Here is a 20,231-nt window from a genome sequence, read left to right as displayed (position 1 = left end):
CTACTCCGCGGCCGGCCGCGCCACCGCCGCCCGCGAAGCGGCCGGCTTCGCCGCGGGGCGGCGGGCGAGCACGTCGCGCAGGAAGCGCCCGGTATGGCTCGCCGTCGACGCGGCGATCTGCTCGGGCGTCCCCTGGGCGACGACCACGCCGCCGCCGTCGCCGCCCTCCGGGCCCATGTCGATCACCCAGTCGGCGGTCTTGATGACCTCGAGGTTGTGCTCGATCACCACCACCGTGTTGCCCTGGTCGACGAGCTCGTGGAGCACCTCCATCAGCTTGGCGACGTCGTGGAAGTGCAGGCCGGTGGTCGGCTCGTCGAGGATGTAGAGGGTGCGGCCGGTCGAGCGCTTCGACAGCTCCTTCGAGAGCTTGACCCGCTGCGCCTCGCCGCCCGACAGCGTCGTCGCCTGCTGCCCGACGCTGACGTAGTCGAGCCCGACGCGCTTGAGCGTCTCCATCTTCTCGCGGATCGTCGGCACCGCCTTGAACAGGTCGGCGGCCTCCTCGACGGTCATGTCGAGCACGTCGGCGATGGACTTGGCGCGGTACTTCACCTCCAGCGTCTCGCGGTCGTAGCGCTTGCCCTTGCACACGTCGCAGGTGACGTAGACGTCGGGCAGGAAGTGCATCTCGATCTTGATGACGCCGTCGCCCGAGCACGCCTCGCAGCGGCCGCCCCGGACGTTGAACGAGAACCGGCCCGGCTGGTAGCCGCGGGCCTTGGCCTCGGGCAGGCCGGCGAACCAGTCGCGGATCGGGGTGAAGGCGCCGGTATAGGTCGCCGGGTTCGAGCGCGGGGTCCGCCCGATCGGCGACTGGTCGATGTCGATGACCTTGTCGAGGTGCTCCAGCCCTTCGAGCCGGTCGAAGGGCGCCGGATGCTCCAGCGCGCCGTTCAGGCGCTTGGCCACCGCCTTGTAGAGCGTGTCGATGATCAGCGTGGACTTGCCGCCGCCCGAGACGCCGGTGACGCAGGTGAAGGTGCCGAGCGGGATCTCGATGTCGACGTTCTTGAGGTTGTTGCCGCGGGCGCCGAACACCCCGAGCTTGCCCTTGCGCCCCTTCCGCCGCGCGGCCGGGGTCCGCACCGACTTCTCGCCGGTCAGGTACTTGGCGGTCAGCGAGTCGGGATGGGCCAGCACCTCCTCGGGCGTGCCCTGCGCGATGATCCGGCCGCCGTGGATGCCGGCGCCTGGCCCGACGTCGACCACGTAGTCGGCCTGGAGGATCGCGTCCTCGTCGTGCTCGACCACGATCACCGAGTTTCCGAGGTCGCGCAGGCGCTTCAGCGTGCCGAGCAGGCGCTCGTTGTCGCGCTGGTGCAGGCCGATCGACGGCTCGTCCAGCACGTAGAGCACGCCGGTGAGCCCCGAGCCGATCTGCGAGGCGAGGCGGATGCGCTGGCTCTCGCCGCCGGACAAGGTCCCCGAGCCGCGGGCCAGCGTCAGGTATTCGAGGCCGACGTCGACCAGGAACGACAGCCGGTCGCGGATCTCCTTCAGGATCCGCACCGCGATCTCGTTCTGCTTCTGCGTCAGCTTCTTCGGCAGCGCCGAGAACCAGCGGTGCGCCTCGCTGACCGAGAGCGCGGTGACCGCGCCGATATCCTCCATCGCGACCTTGACGGCGAGCGCCTCGATCTTCAGCCGCTTGCCGCCGCAGGCGGCGCACGGGGTCTCGCTCATGAAGCGCGAGATCTCGTCGCGCGCGGCGTCGCTCTCGGTCTCCTTGTAGCGGCGCTCGAGGTTGGGGATCACGCCCTCGAACGGCTTGTTGACGGCGTACTTGCGCATGCCGTCGTCGTAGTCGAAGCGGATCGACTGCTTGCCGGAGCCGTAGAGGATGATCGCGCGCGCCGCCTCGGGAAGCCGCGACCAGGCCAGGTCGGTCTTGAAGCCGTAATGCCGGGCGAGCGCGTCGAGCGTCTGCCCGTAATAGGGCGAGGTCGACTTCGCCCACGGGCCGATGGCGCCGCGCTTGAGGCTCAGGGCCTCGTCGGAGATCACCAGCTCGGCGTCGATCCGCATCTCGTGGCCGATGCCGCCGCAGGTCGGGCAGGCGCCGAACGGGTTGTTGAACGAGAACAGCCTGGGCTCGATCTCCGCGATGGTGAACCCCGAGACCGGGCAGGCGAAGCGCGACGAGAGGGTGATCTTCTCCCGGGTCTCGCCCTCCGGCACGTCGGCGAACTCGATGTCGGCGATGCCGTCGGCGAGCTCGAGCGCCGTCTCGAAGGAATCGGCGAGCCGGCTCGCGATGTCGGCCCGCACCACGATCCGGTCCACCACCACGTCGATGTCGTGCTTGAGCTTCTTGTCGAGCTTCGGCACGTCGTCGATCGGGTAGTACTCGCCGTCGATCCGCAGGCGCTGGAAGCCTTTCTTCTGGAACTCGGCGATCTCCTTGCGGTACTCGCCCTTGCGGCCGCGGACCACGGGCGCGAGCAGGTAGAGCCGGCTCTTCTCGGGTAGCGCCAGGACGCGGTCGACCATCTGCTGCACGGTCTGGCTCTCGATCGGCAGGCCGGTGGCCGGCGAGTACGGGATGCCGACGCGGGCCCAGAGCAGGCGCATGTAGTCGTAGATCTCAGTGACGGTCCCCACCGTGGAGCGCGGGTTCTTCGAGGTGGTCTTCTGCTCGATCGAGATCGCCGGCGAGAGCCCGTCGATCTGGTCGACGTCGGGCTTGGACATCATCTCCAGGAACTGGCGCGCATAGGCCGAGAGCGACTCGACGTAGCGGCGCTGGCCCTCGGCGTAGATCGTGTCGAAGGCGAGCGACGACTTGCCGGAGCCCGAGAGCCCGGTGAACACCACGAGCTTGTCGCGCGGGATCGTCAGGTCGACGTTCTTCAGGTTGTGCTCGCGGGCGCCGCGCACCGAGATCACCCGTCGGTCGCGCTCCGCCGGCGTCTCCCGGTCGAACAGGCGCTCGAGCTTCGCGTCGACACCGGCCTCGGCCTCGACCGCCCGCGCGACCGGGCTCGCCTTCGCGGGCTTCCTGGCGGGCGGCGCTTTCGCGGCGGGCGTCTTATCGGCAGCAGGCGTCTTGTTGCCAGCAGGCGTCTTGGCGGCGACGGCTTTGGCCATGGCGGGGGCGGTCTTTCGAGGCGTCGACACGGGCGGGATCCGGCGATCGCGAAAGCGAACGCCGCGCCGGGTCATGTCGTCCGTCCGAAGCCTTCGGCAAGGTGCCGCGGGCGGGACGCAGGCCCGGCATGCTCGCGTGTCTGCTAGAACGAAACGCGTACGTGGGCAACTCGGCCCTTGTTCCGCGACGCGTCCGGCCCTGCGGCCGCCCGCATCTTTTCGCTGCGCCGGCCCCGTTCGGGGGGCGGCCGACGACCAGGATCATCGCGCGCCCGTGCCGGGCGCGCGGCTCCGGCGGGATTACTGCATCGCCTTCATCGCCGCCTCGGACGAGGAGGCCTTCGGGTTGGCCTTGCAGTAGGCGCGCATCTTCGCGTCCATCGCGGCCGCCTGCGGGTCGGCGGCGATCATCGCCTTGTCGGCGGCGCTCATCGAGGCCTGCGCCTGCGCGTCGGCCTTGAGATAGTCGGCGCAGGACATGTCGCCGGTCTGGGCCCGGGCGGCGGCGAGGCCGGCGATCAGCAGGCTCGCGGCGAGGATGGTACGGATCATGATGGCCTCCCAAGGGTACGCCCGGCGTCGTCGCGGCCGACCCGCCGCGCGCGCTCTCGGCGCCTCGTGATAGGGCGGCGCCGGGCGCGGCGTCTTGATCGGGCGTCCGGAATGCATGCCGCCGCGTCCCGATTCGTCGGCGGGATCGCGGATTTTCGCGCAGGTCCGGAAGTCGTGCCCGGGGCTCGCCCGGACGACGCGTCCGCATCGCCCGCCGATGCCCTGGTGTCCGGGCCCGCGAATACGCTGCCGACGTGCTCCCGCCGTTGAAGATCGCGCCCGCGACGATCGAACAGCGCATCGACCTGTGATGGCAACGGCGTCTTTACCGGTTGTAGCGCAGTCGTCCGTATCGACGCGGTGCGAAGACTTGGGATGCGTGGGCGAATGAAGACCGGTGTTCCGATGTCCTTGCGGGGACGCATCGTGGCGGTGGCGCTGGCGCCCTGCCTCGCCTTCGCTGCGGTGGCCGGTGTCGCGATCTCCGACCGGATGGCGCAGCGCGCCGAGATGATCCAGGTCGAGGACCTTGTCGGCCTCGCCTCGCGGATCAGCGCCTTCGCGCACGAGGGCCAGCGCGAGCGCGGCGCCTCCAGCCTGTTCCTCGCCTCGAAGGGGTCGCAGTTCAAGGCGGAGCTGGTCGCGCAGCGCGCCCGCACCGACGCCGCGCGCCAGGGCCTCGCCGCCGCCGTCACGGCCGGCGCGGCGGCCTACGGCCCCGCCTTCACCCGCAAGGCCGACGCCTTCGCGCAGGCGCTCGACGGCCTGGACGCGCAGCGCAACGCCGTCGACGCGCTGAAGCCGACGGCGCCCCAGGCGGCCGCCGCCTATACCGGTCTGATCGGCGAAGGCCTCGGGCTGGTCCGCGCCCTGTCGGGCGTGATCGGCCCCGTCGGGATCGCCAACCACGCCGCCTCCTACGCCGCCTTCCTGACGATGAAGGAATATGCCGGCCAGGAGCGTGCCGCCGCCTCCGCCGCCTTCGCCGCCGGCAGCCTCGACCTCGCCGGGATCCGCCGCCTCGCCACCCTCCAGGCCGACCAGGCCACCTACGAGGGCCTGTTCCGGTCCCGGGCGGAGCCGGCGCAAGGAGCCCTGCTCGATGCCGCGGAGGCCACCGCCCCGGCGCGGGAGGTGGCGCGCCTGCGCAAGGTCGCCCTCGAGACCATGCCCGGCGAGGCCCTGGCCTTCCGCGACGCCCCGCTCTGGTTCCGCCTCGCGACCCAGCGCATCGACGGCCTCAAGGCGGTCGAGGACCACCTCACCGCCGACCTCGCCGCGGAGGCCGGCGGCGTTCGCGCGACGGCCGAACGGGCGCTCGCGATCTGGTCGGGGGCGGCGCTCGCGATCTTCCTGCTGTCGGGCGCCCTCGCCTTCGGCCTCGGCACCGCGGTGGCCCGGCCGCTGATCCGGATGTCGCGGGCGCTCACCGCCATCGGCCGCGGCGACGACGACGTGGCGATTCCCCAGGGTGGCCCGATCGAGGTCCGCGCCATCGCCGCCGCGGCGATCGAGTTCCGCGACAACGTCGCCGAGCGCCGCCGCAGCCGCGCGGCGCAGGAGCGGATGTCGGCCGACGCCGAGCTGGCCCGGCGCGCGGCGGCGCTCGAGCTCGCCGACGGGTTCGAGGATCGGGTCGGCGGCATCGTCGAGGCGGTCTCGGCGGCGGCGATCCAGCTCGAGGCGGCGGCCCACGGCATGACGCGGGCGGCCGGGGACGCCTCGTCGCTGAGCCTTCAGGTCGCCCGCGCGTCGCACGAGGCGGCGCTCTCGGCCGACACGGTGGCGGCGGCGACCGAGGAGCTCTCGGCCTCGGTCGCCGAGATCGGCACCCAGGTCACGGCCTCGGCCGACCTCGCGGCGGCGGCCGAGCGAGACGCCGAGGGCATGGCCGGCGAGGTCCGGCGGCTCGCCACGGCGGCCGGCAGCATCGCCCAGATCGTCGGGCTGATCTCGCAGATCGCCGACCAGACCAACCTGCTCGCCCTCAACGCCACCATCGAGGCAGCCCGCGCGGGCGAGGCGGGACGCGGCTTCGCGGTGGTGGCGCAGGAGGTGAAGTCGCTGGCCGGCCAGACCGCGCGGGCGACCGAGGAGATCACGGCCAAGGTCGTCGAGATCAGCGCCTCCACCGACGCCTCTGTCCAGGCGATCAGCGGGATCACCGACGTGATCCGGCGCTTGGCCCAGATCGGCGGCGACATCGCCGCCGCGGTCGAGGAGCAGGGGGCCGCGACCGGCGAGATCGCCCGCACCACGGCCCAGACCTCGCAGGGCACCCGCGCGGTGTCGGAGCATATCGGGGGCGTCAGCGAGGCGGCCGGGACGGCGAGCTCCGGCTCGGCCCAGGTGCTCGCCGCGGCGAGCGCGCTGTCGAGCCAGGCCGGCGACCTGCGCGGCGCGGTCGACCACTTCCTGGCCGGCGTGCGGGCGGCCTGAGGCCGCCCTCCCCCGTCGCCAGACTGCGCCAAAGGAAAAGCCCGCCCCCTCCGCAGGGGGCGGGCTTTTTTGGTGTCGCCGGCGATCTCGGGCGCGAGGCTACGGAACGTGGATCACCATCGCGGTGAAGGGATGCACGTAGGCCTGGAGCATCACCAGCCCGCCCACCAGGCAGGCGAGCGCGATCGAGTGCCAGAACACGAAGCGCAGGATCTTGCCCTCCTGGCCGAAATAGCCGGTGGCGGTGGAGGCGACGACGATCGACTGGGCGTCGATCATCTTGCCCATCACGCCGCCCGACGAGTTGGCCGAGGCCATCAGCACGCCCGACAGGCCGAGCTGCTCCGAGGTGATCTTCTGCAGGCCGCCGAAGAGCACGTTGGAGGCCGTGTCGGAGCCGGTCAGCGCGACGCCGAGCCAGCCGAGCAGCGTGCCGAAGAACGGGTAGAGGATGCCGGTTCCGGCGAACGCCAGGCCCAGCGTCGCGTCGACGCCGGCGTAGCGGGTGAGCACGCCGAGCGCGAGCATCGCCGCGATGGTGATCAGCGAGTAGCGCAGCACCCAGATCGTCTCGACGTAGGCGGTGACGAGGCGGACGGGCGAGAACCGCATGATCAGGCCCGAGATCAGTGCCGCGATCAGCACGCCGGTGCCGGTGTAGGACATGTAGGTGAACAGGAAGACGGCGCCCTCGGGATGGGCCTTGGCCACCACCGGCGGCACCTTCATGATCACGTTGTGCAGGCCCGGCACCTCGTATTTCCAGGTGAAGATCGGGTTGACGATGGCCTTGAACCAGCCGGTGCCCCAGATCGCCACGATCACCGACAGGATGATCCACGGCAGCCAGGCCAGCGCGATCTCGGAGGAGGTGGCGGTGCGGCCGGTGGCGGCCGGGGCGCGGGGCAGGTCGGAGGGAACCCCCGCGCCGAGCGCCACCGGCCGCGGCGCGCCGTAGCCGATCGACGGGTCGTTGCCGCGCAGCGCCGGCGAGGTCCAGATCGTGGCCGGCTTCCAGACCTTCAGGAACAGCACCAGGGCGCCCATCGCCGCGATCGAGGCGCCGATGTCGACGATCCACGGGTTGACGTAGTTCGAGATGCCGAACTGGGCCGCGGCGAAGGCGCCGCCGCAGATCAGGATCGCCGGCCAGACCTGGACCATGCCGCGGAAGCCCGCGAACACCCAGATCAGCCAGAACGGCACGATCAGCGAGAACACCGGCAGCTGCCGGCCGATCATCGCGCCGAGCACGTAGGGGTCGTAGCCCGTCACCGAGGCGAGGCCCTGGATCGGCGCGCCGAGCGCGCCGAAGGCCACCGGCGCGGTGTTGGCGATGAGCGACAGGCCGGAGGCCGCCAGCGGCGAGAAGCCGAGCCCGATCAGGATCGCGCCGGTGACCGCCACCGGCGTGCCGAACCCGCCCGCGCCCTCGAAGAACGCGCCGAAGGCGAAGGCGACGAGCAGCAGCTGCAGCCGCCGGTCGGTGGTGATGCCGGCCACCGATTGCTGGAGGATGGCGAACCACCCCTTCTCCACCGTCAGCCGGTAGAGGAAGATGACGTTGAGGATGATCCAGCCGATCGGGAAGAACCCGGTCACCATCCCGAGCAGCGAGGCGCGGGTCGCGAGGCCGAGCGGCATGCCGAAGGCGCCGACGGCGAGGGCGAAGGCCAGCACCAGGGCGAGCACGGCCGCGATGTGGGCCTTGACCCGGCCGCTGGCGATCATGGCGAGCAGCGCGATCACCGGCACGGAGGCGGCCAGCGTCGACAGCCACGGGTTGCCGAACGGATCGTAGACCTGGTTCCAGGTTTGGACGGGTTCCACGGGCGCATTCCTCCGATGGCCCGGGTTGATCCGCGGGCCGTTGGAGGCGGTGCTAGCAGAGCGGCGAATCCGGCTCAACGCCGAGAGATAATGTATTCAGAAGGTGTTGCGCGCCGACCGCTCCGGCACTTATCGCGAAAGCGGCCGGCGGCTCGGCTCGGCTCGGCACGACGCGGTCTCGCCGCGCCGCGCGACCGGCCCGTCGTCAGACCAGCATCGCCATCGGGCTCTCGATCAGGCCCTTGAAGGCCGCGATCAGCTCGGCGCCGAGCGCGCCGTCGAGCACGCGGTGGTCGCAGGAGAGGGTCGCGGTCATCACCTGGGCGACGGCGGGCGCGCCGTCCTTGACCACGACCCGCTTCTCGCCGGCGCCGACCGCCAGGATCGAGGATTGCGGCGGGTTGATCACCGCGGTGAAGTGCTTGATCCCGAACATGCCGAGGTTCGACACCGAGGTGACGCCGCCCTGGTACTCCTCCGGCTTCAGCTTCTTGGCGCGCGCACGGGCCGCGAAGTCCTTCATCTCGTTGGAGATGGTGGACAGCGTCTTCTCGTCGGCCCGGCGGATGACCGGGGTGAACAGGCCGCCGTCGATCGCCACGGCGACGCCGACCTCGGCGTTCCTGAAGCGCAGCACCCGGTCCTCGGCCCAGACGGCGTTGGCCATCGGCACCCGGGTCAGGGCGAGGCCCATCGCCTTGATGACGAAGTCGTTGACCGAGAGCTTGAACAGCGGCTTGCCGTCCTTGTCCTTGCCGGCGCTCCGGTTGAGCTGCTCGCGAAGCGCCATCAGCGCGTCGATCTCGCAATCCACGGTCAGGTAGAAGTGCGGCGCAACCTGCATCGCCTCGGTGAGGCGCTTGGCGATGGTCTTGCGCATGCCGTCGAGCGGCACCTCCTCGTAGCTGTCCTTGGCGTAGAAGCCGCGGACCTGATCGGTGGTGAGGCCGGCGGCCCTGGCCGCGGGGGCGGGCGCGGCGGCTTGCGCCGGCGGTGCCGCCTCGGGCGCCTTCGGGGCCGCCTTGGGGGCGGGCGCGGCCTTGCCGGTGCCGGCCCCCTTGGCGGCGCGGACGTCGCGCTCGATCACCCGGCCGCGCGGGCCCGACCCCTGCACGGCCGAGAGGTCGATGCCCTCCTGCTTCGCGATGCGGCGGGCCAGCGGCGAGGCGAAGACGCGCTCGCCCGCCCCGCTCGGCGGATGGGCGGCGCCCTCGGACTTGGCGCTACTGGGCTCGGAAGCGGGCCGCGCCCCGTCGGGGGCCTCGTTGACCCGCTCGTAGGACATGTGGCCGCCGCCGGGCGTGGTGTTCTCGTTCGCCGACGACGCGTCGGCCTTCGGCGCCTGGGCCGGCGCCGGCGCCGCGCCGCCCGCCTGGACCCCGGCCGGATCCTCGCCGTCCACGGCGATCACCGCGATCAGGTCGTTGACCGGCACGTCGGCGGTGCCCTCGGGCACGACGATCCGGGCGAGCACGCCCTCGTCGATCGCCTCGACCTCCATGGTCGCCTTGTCGGTCTCGATCTCGGCGAGCACGTCGCCGGACTTGATCGCGTCGCCCTCCTTCTTGAGCCACTTGGCGAGGTTGCCCTTCTCCATGGTCGGCGAGAGGGCGGGCATCAGGACGTTGACGGGCATGGTTCAGGTCTCGTCCGAGGGCAGGGAGGGGGCGTCGGGTTCGGCGCGGGGATCGGCGAAGGGAAACAGGTCGTCCAGCGGAAACGGGACGGCGTCGAAAGGCGGCAGGGCCACGGTCTCGCGGCGCGTCACCGTCCCGAGCAGCAGCCATCGGGACGCGGTCAGCGCGAAGGCCTCCAGCACGCCGTCGGCGGGATCGAGCAGCCAGAGGTGCCCGACGCCGGCCTCCGCGTAGATGCGCCGCTTCGGGCCGCGGTCGAGACGCACCGTGGACGGCGACAGGATCTCGCAGACCCAGTCCGGCGGCGTCTCGACGAAGGCGGTCTCCGGCTCGGCCGGCAGCCGCTCGCGGCGCCAGCCGGCGAGATCGGGCACCACGACCTGCGCTCCGAGATGGAGCTCGGGTTCAATCATGAAGATCCAGCCGCCCGGTCCGCCGCGCCCGCGTCCGAAGGGCGCGTTCAGCTCCGCGGCCAATCCCGCCGCCGCCATCGCATGCCGCGGCCGCGGTCGCGGATGCGTCTCCAGCGCCCCGTCGATAATCTCGGCGACGAGGTGGTCGGGGACCGCTTCAAGGTCGGCGTAGGTGGCGTGCCGGAGCGCGGGTTCGGCCATGGCCAGAATCCCGTCAGTTCAGGCCGCCGGGATCGAGGCCCTCGGCCTCCCACCCCGCGCGAATGCGCTCGAACGCCTCCTCCTCCGACAGGTCGGTCTCCAGGGCGTAGGCGCGGGCGGCCTGCCGGGCGAGGTCGACCATCAGGCGGCCCCACGTGGCGGGGTCGTCGAAGGACCGGCGCAACGCCACGCTCACCGCCCCGTCGACCACGGCCGCGCGCAGCACCTCGATGCCGCCCTGCTCCAGGGCGTCGGGGGGAATCTCGAGGGCTTGGAAGGATTCACTCATACGACGTCATGACCCATCGATCGGCCCCGTTCCCGCCGGTCAGGCACGAAGGCGGATCGCATTCACCGGTAGCAGACGGCCTTGGCCGCCTCGACGACCTCGGCGACGTTGGGCAGGGCGAGCTTCTCGAGGTTGGCGGCGTAGGGCATCGGCACGTCCTTGCCGGTGACGCGCAGCACCGGCGCGTCGAGGTAGTCGAACGCGTCGACCATCAGGCGGGCCGAGATCTCGGCGCCGATGCCCGATTGCGGGAAGCCCTCCTCCACCGTGACGCAGCGGCCGGTCTTCTTGACCGACGCGAGCACGGTCTCGGTGTCCATCGGCCGGATCGTGCGCAGGTCGATCACCTCGGCCTCGATGCCCTGGTCGGCCAGGATCTGCGCCGCCTTCAGGGCGTAGGTCATGCCGATGGCGAAGGAGACGATGGTCACGTCCTTGCCGGTGCGGTGGATCCGCGCCTTGCCGATCGGCAGCACGAAGTCGTCGAGCTTCGGCACCGGGAAGGTCTGGCCGTACAGGATCTCGTTCTCGAGGAAGATCACCGGGTTCGGGTCGCGGATCGCGGCCTTGAGCAGGCCCTTGGCGTCCGACGCCGTGTAGGGGGCGATCACCTTCAGGCCCGGCACGTTGGAGTACCAGGCGGCGTAGTCGTGGCTGTGCTGGGCGCCGACGCGGGCGGCGGCGCCGTTGGGGCCGCGGAACACGATCGGGCAGCCGAGCTGGCCGCCGGACATGTACAGGGTCTTGGCCGCCGAGTTGATGATGTGGTCGATCGCCTGCATGGCGAAGTTGAAGGTCATGAACTCGACGATCGGCTTCAGGCCCGACAGGGCCGCGCCGACGCCGATGCCGGCGAAGCCGTGCTCGGTGATCGGGGTGTCGACCACGCGGCGGGCGCCGAATTCCTGCAGCAGGTTCTGCGTGACCTTGTAGGCGCCCTGGTACTCGGCGACCTCCTCGCCCATCACGAAGACGTCCTCGTCCCGGCGCATCTCCTCGGCCATGGCGTCGCGCAGCGCCTCGCGGACGGTCATCGTCACCATCTCGGTGCCGGCCGGGAACTCCTCCATCACCGGCTCGGCGGCCTTGTTGGTGATGGTGGCGGGCGCGGCCGGCGCCGCGGGCTTGTCGTCGCCGGTCTTGGCGGTGGCCGACGGGCCGGAGGCCATGCCCTCGGCCTGCATCGTCGGCGTCGGGGCGGGCTGCCCGCCCGTGTCCGCACCGTTCGGCTTCGACGAGGCCCCTCCGGCGGCGGCGGCCGCGACGTCCTCGCCCTCGCCCGCGATGATCGCGATCGGGGTGTTGACGGCGACGCCCTCGGTGCCCTCGGCGACCAGGATCTTGGCGAGCGTGCCCTCGTCGATCGCCTCGACCTCCATGGTCGCCTTGTCGGTCTCGATCTCGGCGAGCACGTCGCCGGACTTGATCGCGTCGCCCTCCTTCTTGAGCCATTTGGAGAGCTTGCCCTCCTCCATGGTCGGAGACAGGGCGGGCATCAGGATGTCGGTCGCCATGGAGGGTCTCTGATCGGTGAGGCGGGCGGGGCGGCCTGGCAGGGGATCGTCGCGGGGCGGCGGCGCCCTCAGGCGCGCGCTTCCAGGAGGATGTCGGTCCACAGCTCGGACAGATCCGGCTCGGGATCGTGCGTCGCGAACTCGGCGGCGTCGTTGACGGTCTCGCGGACCTTGGCGTCGGTGGCCTTGAGCTCGGCCTCGGCGACGCCGTGCAGCTCGACCAGGCGCTTGCGCACCATCTCGATCGGGTCGTGCTCGTCGCGCATCTTCGAGACTTCGTCCTTCGTGCGGTACTTCGCCGGGTCGGACATCGAGTGGCCGCGATAGCGGTAGGTCTGCATCTCGAGGATGTAGGGCCCCTCCCCGGTGCGGGCATGCGCGATCGCCCGGCCCGCCGCCTCGCGGACCGTGCGCACGTCCATGCCGTCGACCTGCTCGCCGGGGATGCCGAACGAGATGCCGCGGCGGGAGAAGTCCGTCTGCGCCGAGGCGCGGGCGACCGAGGTGCCCATGGCGTAGCGGTTGTTCTCGATCACGTAGACCACGGGCAGCTTCCACAGCTGCGCCATGTTGAAGCTCTCGTAGACCTGGCCCTGGTTGGCCGCGCCGTCGCCCATGTAGGTCAGGCTGACCTTGCCGTTCTTGCGGTAGGCATCGGCGAAGCCGAGGCCGGTGCCGAGCGAGACCTGCGCGCCGACGATGCCGTGCCCGCCGAAGAACTGCTTCTCGCGGCTGAACATGTGCATCGAGCCGCCCTTGCCGCGGCTGTAGCCGCCGCGGCGGCCGGTGAGCTCGGCCATCACCCCCTTCGGGTCCATGCCGCAGGCGAGCATGTGGCCGTGGTCGCGGTAGCCGGTGATGACCTGGTCGCCGTCGACCGAGGCCATCTGCATGCCGATGACGACCGCCTCCTGGCCGATGTAGAGGTGGCAGAACCCGCCGATCAGGCCCATTCCGTAAAGTTGCCCCGCCTTCTCCTCGAAGCGGCGGATCAGCAGCATCTGGTGGTAGGCGTGGAGGTCTTCCTCGCGGGTGAATTGCGGCGCGTTCGGTGCGGGCTGGTGCTCGGCCGCCACGGCCTCCGGCGTCTCCGCGGCAGGGTTGGGCTGCCCCGCATCTTTCGCGGCATCCATCGGCGTGCTCCCGTGCTGGCGTCTGTTCCCGCCCGGTTTAGGACACGCGCTCCGGGAATGCGAGGGCCGACGCTCTGACAGGTGTTTGTGGTTGTCATACCCGATCCGCATGCCCGATCCGCACGCCCGATCGGCATGATCCCCTCGGGACGGCGGATGCGGGCCACGCTCAAGCCGGGACGCGCGCGCGGGACTGGAGGCGGTGCCCGCTCACGGGTCGATGACGACCACGTCGTTGGCGTGCACCCGGCCGAGGACGACCCGGGCGCGCTCCTCCAGCAGGTCGCGGTCGATCTGCTCGCTGCGCAGCAGCGCGACGCGGTGCTCCCAGGTCGCCCGCTCGGCCTTGGCCGCCGCGAGCTCCCGGGTGAGCCCGAAGGCCTGGATCTTGAGGGCGCGCTTGGCCTCCAGGCCCCGGTTGCCGTTCTCGGCCTGGTACACGAAGTAGCCGACCACCAGCCCGGACAGGGTCCAGAGGCTGAGAGGCAAAACGACCATTCTGACGCGGCGACGGACGACCATGGCGCGACCATCGTCCGGGTCGGTTAACAAAGCCTTTGCCGCGGCCGCCGATCGTGCGCTCGGTGGTGGACGGCGGCGCCCGGATGGGTTGAACCGCGCCCCGCGGTGATGGACAGTCGGAACAAAGATCGAACATCGAGGCGGCCGCCCTGCCGTGCGGCGGTCTCGCGGAACGGGACAGCGCAGTGACCGCCCCGGTGCGGAAAGTCATCCACATCGACATGGACGCGTTCTACGCCTCCGTCGAGCAACGCGACGACCCGGCCCTGCGCGGCCGGCCGGTCGCGGTCGGCGGCTCGCGCGAGCGCGGCGTGGTGGCCGCCGCGAGCTACGAGGCGCGGGCCTTCGGGGTGCGCTCGGCGATGCCCTCGGTGACGGCGCGCCGGCTCTGCCCGGACCTGGTGTTCGTGCGCCCGCGCTTCGAGGTCTACCGCGGCATCTCGGAGGAGATCCGGACGGTGTTCTCCGAGCACACGCCGGTGATCGAGCCGCTCTCCCTCGACGAGGCCTACCTCGACGTCACCGAGAACCTGCAGGGCCTGCCGACCGCCACCGCCGTCGCCCGGGCGATCCGCACCACGATCCGCGCGCGCACCGGACTCGTCGCCTCGGCCGGCGTCTCGTACAACAAGTTCCTCGCCAAGGTCGCCTCGGACTACCGCAAGCCCGACGCGCTGTTCGTGATCACCCCCGAGATGGGCCCGGCCTTCGTCGAGGACCTCGCCATCGGCCGCTTCCACGGCATCGGCCCGGTGACAGAGGCGAAGATGCGCCGCCTCGGCATCCATACCGGCCGCGACCTCAAGGCCCGCTCGCTGGAGGATCTGGCCGCCATCCTCGGCAGCGCCGCCCCCTATTATCACGGGGTGGCCCGCGGCATCGACGAGCGCCCGGTGCGGGCGCACCGCATCCGCAAGTCGATCGGTGCCGAGAACACCTTCTCCGACGACAGCGCCGACCTCGAAATCCTCGCCGAGCGCCTCGCGCCGATCCTCGACAAGGTCGCGGCGGCCTGCGCCGCCAAGGGGCTGCGCGGCCGGACCGTGACGCTGAAGGTGAAGTTCTCCGACTTCGCGCAGGTCACGCGGGCGCGCTCCCTGGCGGCCCCCGTCGGCGACCGCGCCAGCCTGGAGGCGATCAGCCTGGGCCTGCTGCGCGACCTCCGCCCGCTCCGGCGCAGCGTGCGGCTGCTCGGCGTCTCGCTCTCGGCCCTCGACCACGGCGACGCCGCGGAACCGCTGCAGCTCGGCCTGGCGATCTGAGGCGTCGCCGCGATCGTTCGATCGGGATCGCCGGCGCCGCGGTCATCGGGTCGCGCCTGCGTCCGCGGCGCCGCGCCCTATCTCGATGGGAAGCGACACCGGGAGCAGCCAACCATGACCGACGATCCCCGCGAGGCCGGAGCCCGACCCCCCTTCCCCGGCGACCAGCAGCAGGAGCGGCCGGGATTGTCGTCGCGGATGACCCCCGCCCCCGATCACGGCGAGCACAGCTACGTCGGCAAGGGGCTGCTGACGGATCAGGTCGCGCTGATCACCGGCGGCGATTCCGGGATCGGCCGCGCGGTGGCGATCGCCTACGCCCGCGAGGGCGCCGACGTGGCGATCTCCTACCTGCCGGTCGAGCAGTCCGATGCCGAGGAGACGGCGCGCTGGGTCGAGCGGGCCGGGCGCCGCGTCCTGCTGCTGCCGGGAGACCTGCGCGAGGAGGCCCATTGCCGCGACCTCGTCGCCCGCACGGTGGCCGCGTTCGGGCGCCTCGACGTCCTGGTCAACAACGCGGCCGCGCAGACGATCAACGAAGGGCTCGACGACGTGACGGCGGAGGACCTCGAGGGCTCGTTCCGCGCCAACGTCTTCGCGATGTACTACCTCGCCCAGGCGGCGGTGCCGCACATGAAGCCGGGCTCGGCGATCGTGAACTCGACGAGCCAGCAGGCCAAGGTCGCCGACAAGACGATGCTGATCTACGCCGCCACCAAGGGCGCGATCGCGAGCCTGACGATCGGGCTGTCGAACCTGCTGGCGCCGAAGGGCATCCGGGTGAACTGCGTCGCGCCCGGCCCCGTGTGGACCCCGATCCAGCCGATCGTGAAGAGCCCCGAGCAGATCGAGCAGCTCGGGGCCGACACGCCCCTCGGCCGCGCCGGGCAGCCGGCCGAGCTCGCCCCGGCCTACGTGCTGCTGGCGTCCCGCGAGGGCAGCTACATGTCCGGCGCCCTGGTGCCCGTCACCGGCGGCACGCCGATGTACTGACGCACGAGGCGCGGCGATCCGGAACGGAGCGCCGCGCCTGCGATTGACGGCGGAACCCCCGCGGGGCCGGACCGCCCCGCCATCGGAGCCAGATCCATGTCGAAGATCATCGCCGCCACGTTCGAGACCCGCCGCGACGCCGAGATGGCGGTCGAGCACCTCGTCCAGGAGCACAAGATCGACCGCAAGGCCGTGACCATCGCGCCGGTCTCGGACGAGAACAGCGCCGGCACCGAGACCGCGGGCGCCGACATCGAGGACGGCCGCGTCGAGAAGACCCACACCGACGGCGAGCCGAAGCTCGCCGGGCGCCTCAAGGTCTCGGCCGAGGTCGAGCCGGCGCTCGCGGACAAGGTCGAGTCCTCGTTCGCGACCTACGGCGGCCAGGCCGCCTGAGCCGGCAGCCGCCCGCATCCCGCTGCCCCGCCCGTCCCGCTCAGGCGGCCCAGACCTGGCGGTACAGCGTCGCGATCGCCTCCGCGTCCGGCACCACCGGGTTGTTGCCGGGCGAGCCCGAGGCCAGGGCCTGCGCCGCCATGGTCGGGATCAGGCCGTTCCACCGGGCCTCGTCGATGCCGTAGTCGCCGGGCGTCGGCACCTGCAGGTCGTCGTTGAGGTTCTGCAGCTCGGCGATCAGGCGGGAGACCGCGTTGCGCTCGTCGTCGCCCTCCCGCGCCACGCCCATCGCCCGGGCGCAGGCGGCGTAGCGCCCGGGCGCGCCCGGCGCCGAGAAGGCGGTGACGGCCGGCAGCAGCATCGCGTTCGAAAGCCCATGCGGCACGTGGAAATGCGCGCCGATCGGCCGGCTCATCCCGTGGACGAGGGCCACCGAGCTGTTGGAGAAGGCGATGCCTGCTTGCGTCGCGCCGAACATCATCGCCTCCCGCGCAGCCCGGTCGCCCGGATCGGTCCAGACCCGGCGCAGGTTCGGCGCGATCGCCCGCATCGCGGCGAGCGCGAACCCGTCCGAGAACGGGTTGGATTTCCGCGAGACGTAGGCCTCGATCGCGTGGGTCAGCGCGTCGATCCCGGTATCGGCGGTGAGCCGCGCGGGCTTGCTCAGGGTCAGCTCGTAATCGACCAGCGCCGCCACCGGCAGGTAGGCGAGGCCGGCGCACAGCATCTTCTCGTCGGTGGCCCCGTCGGTGACGATGGTGAAGCGCGTCGCCTCCGAGCCGGTGCCGGCGGTGGTGGGGATCGCCAGGATCGGCAGGCCGGGCGCGTCCTGGCTGTGGGGCGCCTTGTAGTCGCGCATGTGGCCGCCGTGGCGGGCCAGCACCGCGACGGCCTTGGCCGTGTCCATCGGGCTGCCGCCGCCGAAGCCGACGACGCAATCGTGGTCGCCGGCCTTGAGCGCGGCCAAAGCCGCCTCCACCGAGGCCACGGTCGGGTCCGGCACGGTCTGCGAGAACAGCCCGGCCCGGATGCCGGCCGCCGCCAGGCGCTCGACGAGCCGCCCCGCCCGGCCGCTGTCGGCGAGGTAGGGATCGGTGACGACGAACGGCCGGGACAGCCCGAGCTGCCCCAGCACCTCCGGCAGCAGCCCGCACGCACCGGCTCCGATCCGCATCAGCCGCGGCAGGGCGATGGCGCTGATCATGGCGTTGGATCCGTCTTTCCAAAGGGACGCGCCGAGGGGACGCGCGCGAATGAACGCAGAATACGAAAGGCAGGCTAGCGGCTGCGCGGGCGCGAGGACAAGCCCGGTCGGCGCCCGTCGCGCGACATCCGGCGCGCAGTATCCTGCCTGAGCTTGCCGGTGCGACGCACTATCCCGCCCGCGAGAACAGCGCCTGCGCCGCCTCGACCGCGCCGACGATGAAGGCCGCCACCTCGCGGATGTGGGCGGCCTTCCGGTGGTCCTCGTGGATGTGCATGTGGAAGGCCCGCGTCAGCGACAGCGCGTCCGGCAGCACCGGCACGAGGCCGGGATGGGCGGCCGCGATGAAGGCCGGCACGATGCACAGGCCGGCACCGGCGAGCGTGGCGTGCACCTGGGCAAGCAGGTTCGTCGAGCGCAGCCGCGCGCTGGCGCCCGGCCCGATCACGTTGAGGTAGTTGAGCTCCCGCGCAAACAGCATGTCCTCGATGTAGCTGACGAACGGGTGCCGCCCGAGGTCGGCCGCCGTCCGGATCGGCTCGGCCGCGTCGAGGTAGGCCTTCGACCCGTAGACGAAGAGCCGGTAGTCGGTGAGCCGCCGCGTCACCACCCGCGCCTGCTGCGGCGCCGACAGGCTGACGACGATGTCCGCCTCGCGCTTCGACAGGCTGAAGATCCGCGCGGTCGCCATGATCTCGATCTCGAGCCCGGGATGGGCCTCGGTCAGGCGGTGCATCCGCGGCGCGAGGAACACGCTGCCGAACCCGTCCGGCGCGCCGATCCGCACCGTGCCCGCGACGCTCCGCCCGGTGCCGCCGGCCGCCGAGCCCGAGACGAAGGCGCTCTCCATCGCCTCCGCCGTCCCGAGCAGCGCCTCGCCGGCCTCGGTCAGCGCGTAGCCGAGGTTGCTCTTGTGGAAGAGCCGGCGGTCGAGCCCCTCCTCCAGGGCCAGGATGCGCCGGGCCACGGTGGTGTGCTCGGTGCCGGTCTGCGCCGCCGCGGCCGTCAGCGTGCCGGTGCGGGCGACGGCGAGGAAGAAGCGCAGGTCGTCCCAGTTGCGGGTCTTCTTGAGGCTCACGGGCTGGGTCCGACGGGGATGGCGCTGTGCATCGATGCACAACGGCTGCGAGCAGGTCCAGCTTTATCGCCCGATCGGCGCTGCTATGGTCCGCTCAAAATCGGCCGGCCGTCGCGCCGGCCGGATCTGAGGAAACGAGCACAGGAGAGGCGCACATGCGCACGATCGGGCATTTCATCGGCGGCAAGACCGTCGCGGGCACCAGCGGCCGCTTCGCCGACGTGTTCCTTCCCTCGACCGGCGAGGTCCAGGCCCGCGTCGCCCTGGCGAGCCGCGCCGAGCTTCGCGCGGCGGTCGAGAACGCCCGCGACGCGCAAGCCGCCTGGGCCGCGACCAACCCGCAGAAGCGCGCCCGCGTGATGATGCGCTTCCTCGAGCTGATCCGCGGCGAGACGGATTCGCTCGCCGAGCTGCTGGCCTCCGAGCACGGCAAGACCGTGCCCGACGCCAAGGGCGACATCCAGCGCGGTGTCGAGGTGGTGGAGTTCGCCTGCGGCATCCCGCACCTGCTGAAGGGCGAGTTCACGGAAGGCGCCGGCCCCGGCATCGACGTCTACTCCCTGCGCCAGCCGCTGGGCGTGGTCGCCGGCATCACGCCGTTCAACTTCCCCGCGATGATCCCGCTCTGGAAATGCGCCCCGGCCATCGCCTGCGGCAACGCCTTCATCCTCAAGCCGTCCGAGCGCGACCCCGGCGTTCCGATGCGCATCGCCGAGATCTTCCTGGAGGCCGGTCTGCCGCCGGGCATCCTCAACGTCGTCAACGGCGACAAGGAGGCGGTCGACGCGATCCTCGACGACGCGGACATCAAGGCGGTGGGCTTCGTCGGCTCCTCGCAGATCGCCGAGTACATCTACGTCCGCTCCGCGCAGACGGGGAAGCGCGCCCAGTGCTTCGGCGGCGCCAAGAACCACATGATCATCATGCCCGACGCCGACATGGGCCAGGCCGTCGACGCGCTGATCGGCGCCGGCTACGGCTCGGCCGGCGAGCGCTGCATGGCGATCTCGGTCGCCGTCCCCGTCGGCGAGGGCACCGCCGACCGGCTGATGGAGCGCCTGGTGCCGCGGGTGGAGAGCCTTAAGATCGGCCCCTCGCACGACGGCTCGGCCGATTACGGCCCGATGGTCACCGCCGAGGCGGTGGCGCGGGTGAAGGGCTACATCGAGACCGGCCTCCAGGAGGGCGCCGAGCTCGCCGTCGACGGCCGCGGCTTCACCCTGCAGGGCTACGAGAACGGCTTCTACATGGGCGGCTGCCTGTTCGACCGCGTCACCGCCGACATGACGATCTACAAGGAGGAGATCTTCGGCCCGGTCCTCTCGGTCGTGCGGGCCAAGGACTACGAGGAGGCGCTGGCCCTACCCTCCACCCACCAGTACGGCAACGGCGTCGCGATCTTCACCCAGGACGGCGACGCGGCGCGCGACTTCACCGCCCGGGTCAACGTCGGCATGGTCGGCGTCAACGTGCCGATCCCGGTGCCGATCGCCTACCACACCTTCGGCGGCTGGAAGCGCTCGGGCTTCGGCGACCTGAACCAGCACGGGCCCGACGCGATCCGCTTCTACACCAAGACCAAGACCGTGACGCAGCGCTGGCCCTCGGGCATCAAGAGCGGCGCGGAGTTCTCGATCCCGACGATGCGGTGAACCGACCCTCCCCCCTCTGCGGGGGA

At 71.5% G+C, this 20,231-nt stretch carries 16 protein-coding genes; 5 read left to right on the top strand and 11 right to left on the bottom strand.

The window, feature by feature from the left end:
- Positions 1 to 3,090 carry an excinuclease ABC subunit UvrA gene (uvrA, locus tag MKK70_RS15850; protein WP_243948878.1) on the bottom strand — a complete coding sequence of 1,030 codons (3,090 nt, stop codon included), beginning with the start codon at positions 3,088 to 3,090 and terminating at the stop codon, positions 1 to 3.
- Between the two features lie 300 nt (positions 3,091 to 3,390).
- Positions 3,391 to 3,642, bottom strand: coding sequence for a hypothetical protein (locus tag MKK70_RS15845; protein ID WP_147728850.1), 252 nt, complete (start codon positions 3,640 to 3,642; stop codon positions 3,391 to 3,393).
- 387 nt (positions 3,643 to 4,029) lie between these two features.
- On the opposite strand from MKK70_RS15845, the gene MKK70_RS15840 reads away from it, so the two are divergent.
- Complete coding sequence (locus tag MKK70_RS15840; protein WP_243948824.1) at positions 4,030 to 6,081, top strand: methyl-accepting chemotaxis protein; 2,052 nt, start codon at positions 4,030 to 4,032, stop codon at positions 6,079 to 6,081.
- A 99-nt stretch (positions 6,082 to 6,180) separates the two neighbouring features.
- On the opposite strand, the gene MKK70_RS15835 is transcribed toward MKK70_RS15840, so the two are convergent.
- The 7 genes from MKK70_RS15835 to MKK70_RS15805 all read right to left on the bottom strand — a co-directional run bounded on the left by MKK70_RS15835 (position 6,181) and on the right by MKK70_RS15805 (position 13,620).
- The gene (locus MKK70_RS15835) at positions 6,181 to 7,911 is read right to left on the bottom strand and encodes an L-lactate permease (protein ID WP_147729239.1); all 1,731 of its coding nucleotides are present in this window, start codon (positions 7,909 to 7,911) and stop codon (positions 6,181 to 6,183) included.
- A 205-nt stretch (positions 7,912 to 8,116) separates the two neighbouring features.
- Complete coding sequence (locus MKK70_RS15830) at positions 8,117 to 9,547, bottom strand: pyruvate dehydrogenase complex dihydrolipoamide acetyltransferase (protein ID WP_243948823.1); 1,431 nt, start codon at positions 9,545 to 9,547, stop codon at positions 8,117 to 8,119.
- A gap of 3 nt (positions 9,548 to 9,550) precedes the next feature.
- Positions 9,551 to 10,162: a Uma2 family endonuclease gene (locus tag MKK70_RS15825; protein ID WP_243948821.1), complete on the bottom strand. Its 612-nt coding sequence runs from the start codon at positions 10,160 to 10,162 to the stop codon at positions 9,551 to 9,553.
- 13 nt (positions 10,163 to 10,175) lie between these two features.
- The gene (locus MKK70_RS15820) at positions 10,176 to 10,451 is read right to left on the bottom strand and encodes a DUF5076 domain-containing protein (RefSeq protein ID WP_147728755.1); all 276 of its coding nucleotides are present in this window, start codon (positions 10,449 to 10,451) and stop codon (positions 10,176 to 10,178) included.
- Positions 10,452 to 10,513: 62 nt separating this feature from the next.
- A complete protein-coding gene (locus tag MKK70_RS15815) occupies positions 10,514 to 11,965 on the bottom strand; it encodes a pyruvate dehydrogenase complex E1 component subunit beta (protein ID WP_243948819.1) in 1,452 nt (483 codons plus the stop codon).
- 68 nt (positions 11,966 to 12,033) lie between these two features.
- On the bottom strand, positions 12,034 to 13,098 hold the full coding sequence (gene pdhA / locus MKK70_RS15810; RefSeq protein ID WP_243948818.1) for a pyruvate dehydrogenase (acetyl-transferring) E1 component subunit alpha: 1,065 nt from the start codon (positions 13,096 to 13,098) through the stop codon (positions 12,034 to 12,036).
- Between the two features lie 210 nt (positions 13,099 to 13,308).
- Entirely contained in the window at positions 13,309 to 13,620 is a 312-nt protein-coding gene (locus MKK70_RS15805) for an FtsB family cell division protein (protein ID WP_147728758.1), read from the bottom strand.
- Between the two features lie 221 nt (positions 13,621 to 13,841).
- On the opposite strand from MKK70_RS15805, the gene dinB reads away from it, so the two are divergent.
- The 3 genes from dinB (at position 13,842) to MKK70_RS15790 (ending at position 16,271) form a co-directional block, all read left to right on the top strand.
- The gene (dinB, locus tag MKK70_RS15800; RefSeq protein WP_147859264.1) at positions 13,842 to 14,882 is read left to right on the top strand and encodes a DNA polymerase IV; all 1,041 of its coding nucleotides are present in this window, start codon (positions 13,842 to 13,844) and stop codon (positions 14,880 to 14,882) included.
- 114 nt (positions 14,883 to 14,996) lie between these two features.
- On the top strand, positions 14,997 to 15,875 hold the full coding sequence (locus MKK70_RS15795; protein ID WP_147727704.1) for an SDR family oxidoreductase: 879 nt from the start codon (positions 14,997 to 14,999) through the stop codon (positions 15,873 to 15,875).
- A 96-nt stretch (positions 15,876 to 15,971) separates the two neighbouring features.
- Positions 15,972 to 16,271, top strand: coding sequence for a hypothetical protein (locus MKK70_RS15790; RefSeq protein ID WP_147727705.1), 300 nt, complete (start codon positions 15,972 to 15,974; stop codon positions 16,269 to 16,271).
- A gap of 40 nt (positions 16,272 to 16,311) precedes the next feature.
- Here MKK70_RS15790 and MKK70_RS15785 read toward each other — a convergent pair whose 3' ends face one another.
- Positions 16,312 to 17,475, bottom strand: a complete 1,164-nt coding sequence (locus MKK70_RS15785; protein ID WP_243948816.1) for an iron-containing alcohol dehydrogenase — start codon at positions 17,473 to 17,475, stop codon at positions 16,312 to 16,314.
- Between the two features lie 169 nt (positions 17,476 to 17,644).
- Positions 17,645 to 18,553, bottom strand: coding sequence for a LysR family transcriptional regulator (locus MKK70_RS15780; RefSeq protein ID WP_243933198.1), 909 nt, complete (start codon positions 18,551 to 18,553; stop codon positions 17,645 to 17,647).
- Between the two features lie 155 nt (positions 18,554 to 18,708).
- Here MKK70_RS15780 and MKK70_RS15775 point away from each other — a divergent pair, with 155 nt between their 5' ends.
- A complete protein-coding gene (locus MKK70_RS15775; protein ID WP_147842730.1) occupies positions 18,709 to 20,205 on the top strand; it encodes a CoA-acylating methylmalonate-semialdehyde dehydrogenase in 1,497 nt (498 codons plus the stop codon).
- Positions 20,206 to 20,231 lie beyond the last annotated feature (26 nt).

Origin of the sequence: Methylobacterium sp. E-041 (assembly GCF_022829665.1) — a bacterium.
Taxonomy (GTDB): domain Bacteria; phylum Pseudomonadota; class Alphaproteobacteria; order Rhizobiales; family Beijerinckiaceae; genus Methylobacterium.
Note: the sequence above shows the minus strand (reverse complement) of the source record. Positions and strands in the feature narration are given on the sequence as shown.

Bases quoted from the DNA above. Each gene is read 5' to 3' on its own strand.
- MKK70_RS15845 (WP_147728850.1), bottom strand. From the start codon at position 3,642: ATGATCCGTACCATCCTCGCCGCGAGCCTGCTGATCGCCGGCCTCGCC.
- MKK70_RS15775 (WP_147842730.1), top strand. From the start codon at position 18,709: ATGCGCACGATCGGGCATTTCATCGGCGGCAAGACCGTCGCGGGCACC.
- MKK70_RS15825 (WP_243948821.1), bottom strand. From the start codon at position 10,162: ATGGCCGAACCCGCGCTCCGGCACGCCACCTACGCCGACCTTGAAGCG.
- MKK70_RS15795 (WP_147727704.1), top strand. From the start codon at position 14,997: ATGACCGACGATCCCCGCGAGGCCGGAGCCCGACCCCCCTTCCCCGGC.
- MKK70_RS15840 (WP_243948824.1), top strand. From the start codon at position 4,030: ATGAAGACCGGTGTTCCGATGTCCTTGCGGGGACGCATCGTGGCGGTG.
- MKK70_RS15785 (WP_243948816.1), bottom strand. From the start codon at position 17,475: ATGATCAGCGCCATCGCCCTGCCGCGGCTGATGCGGATCGGAGCCGGT.
- dinB (WP_147859264.1), top strand. From the start codon at position 13,842: ATGGACGCGTTCTACGCCTCCGTCGAGCAACGCGACGACCCGGCCCTG.
- MKK70_RS15820 (WP_147728755.1), bottom strand. From the start codon at position 10,451: ATGAGTGAATCCTTCCAAGCCCTCGAGATTCCCCCCGACGCCCTGGAG.
- MKK70_RS15830 (WP_243948823.1), bottom strand. From the start codon at position 9,547: ATGCCCGTCAACGTCCTGATGCCCGCCCTCTCGCCGACCATGGAGAAG.
- uvrA (WP_243948878.1), bottom strand. From the start codon at position 3,090: ATGGCCAAAGCCGTCGCCGCCAAGACGCCTGCTGGCAACAAGACGCCT.
- MKK70_RS15815 (WP_243948819.1), bottom strand. From the start codon at position 11,965: ATGGCGACCGACATCCTGATGCCCGCCCTGTCTCCGACCATGGAGGAG.
- MKK70_RS15805 (WP_147728758.1), bottom strand. From the start codon at position 13,620: ATGGTCGTCCGTCGCCGCGTCAGAATGGTCGTTTTGCCTCTCAGCCTC.
- pdhA (WP_243948818.1), bottom strand. From the start codon at position 13,098: ATGGATGCCGCGAAAGATGCGGGGCAGCCCAACCCTGCCGCGGAGACG.
- MKK70_RS15790 (WP_147727705.1), top strand. From the start codon at position 15,972: ATGTCGAAGATCATCGCCGCCACGTTCGAGACCCGCCGCGACGCCGAG.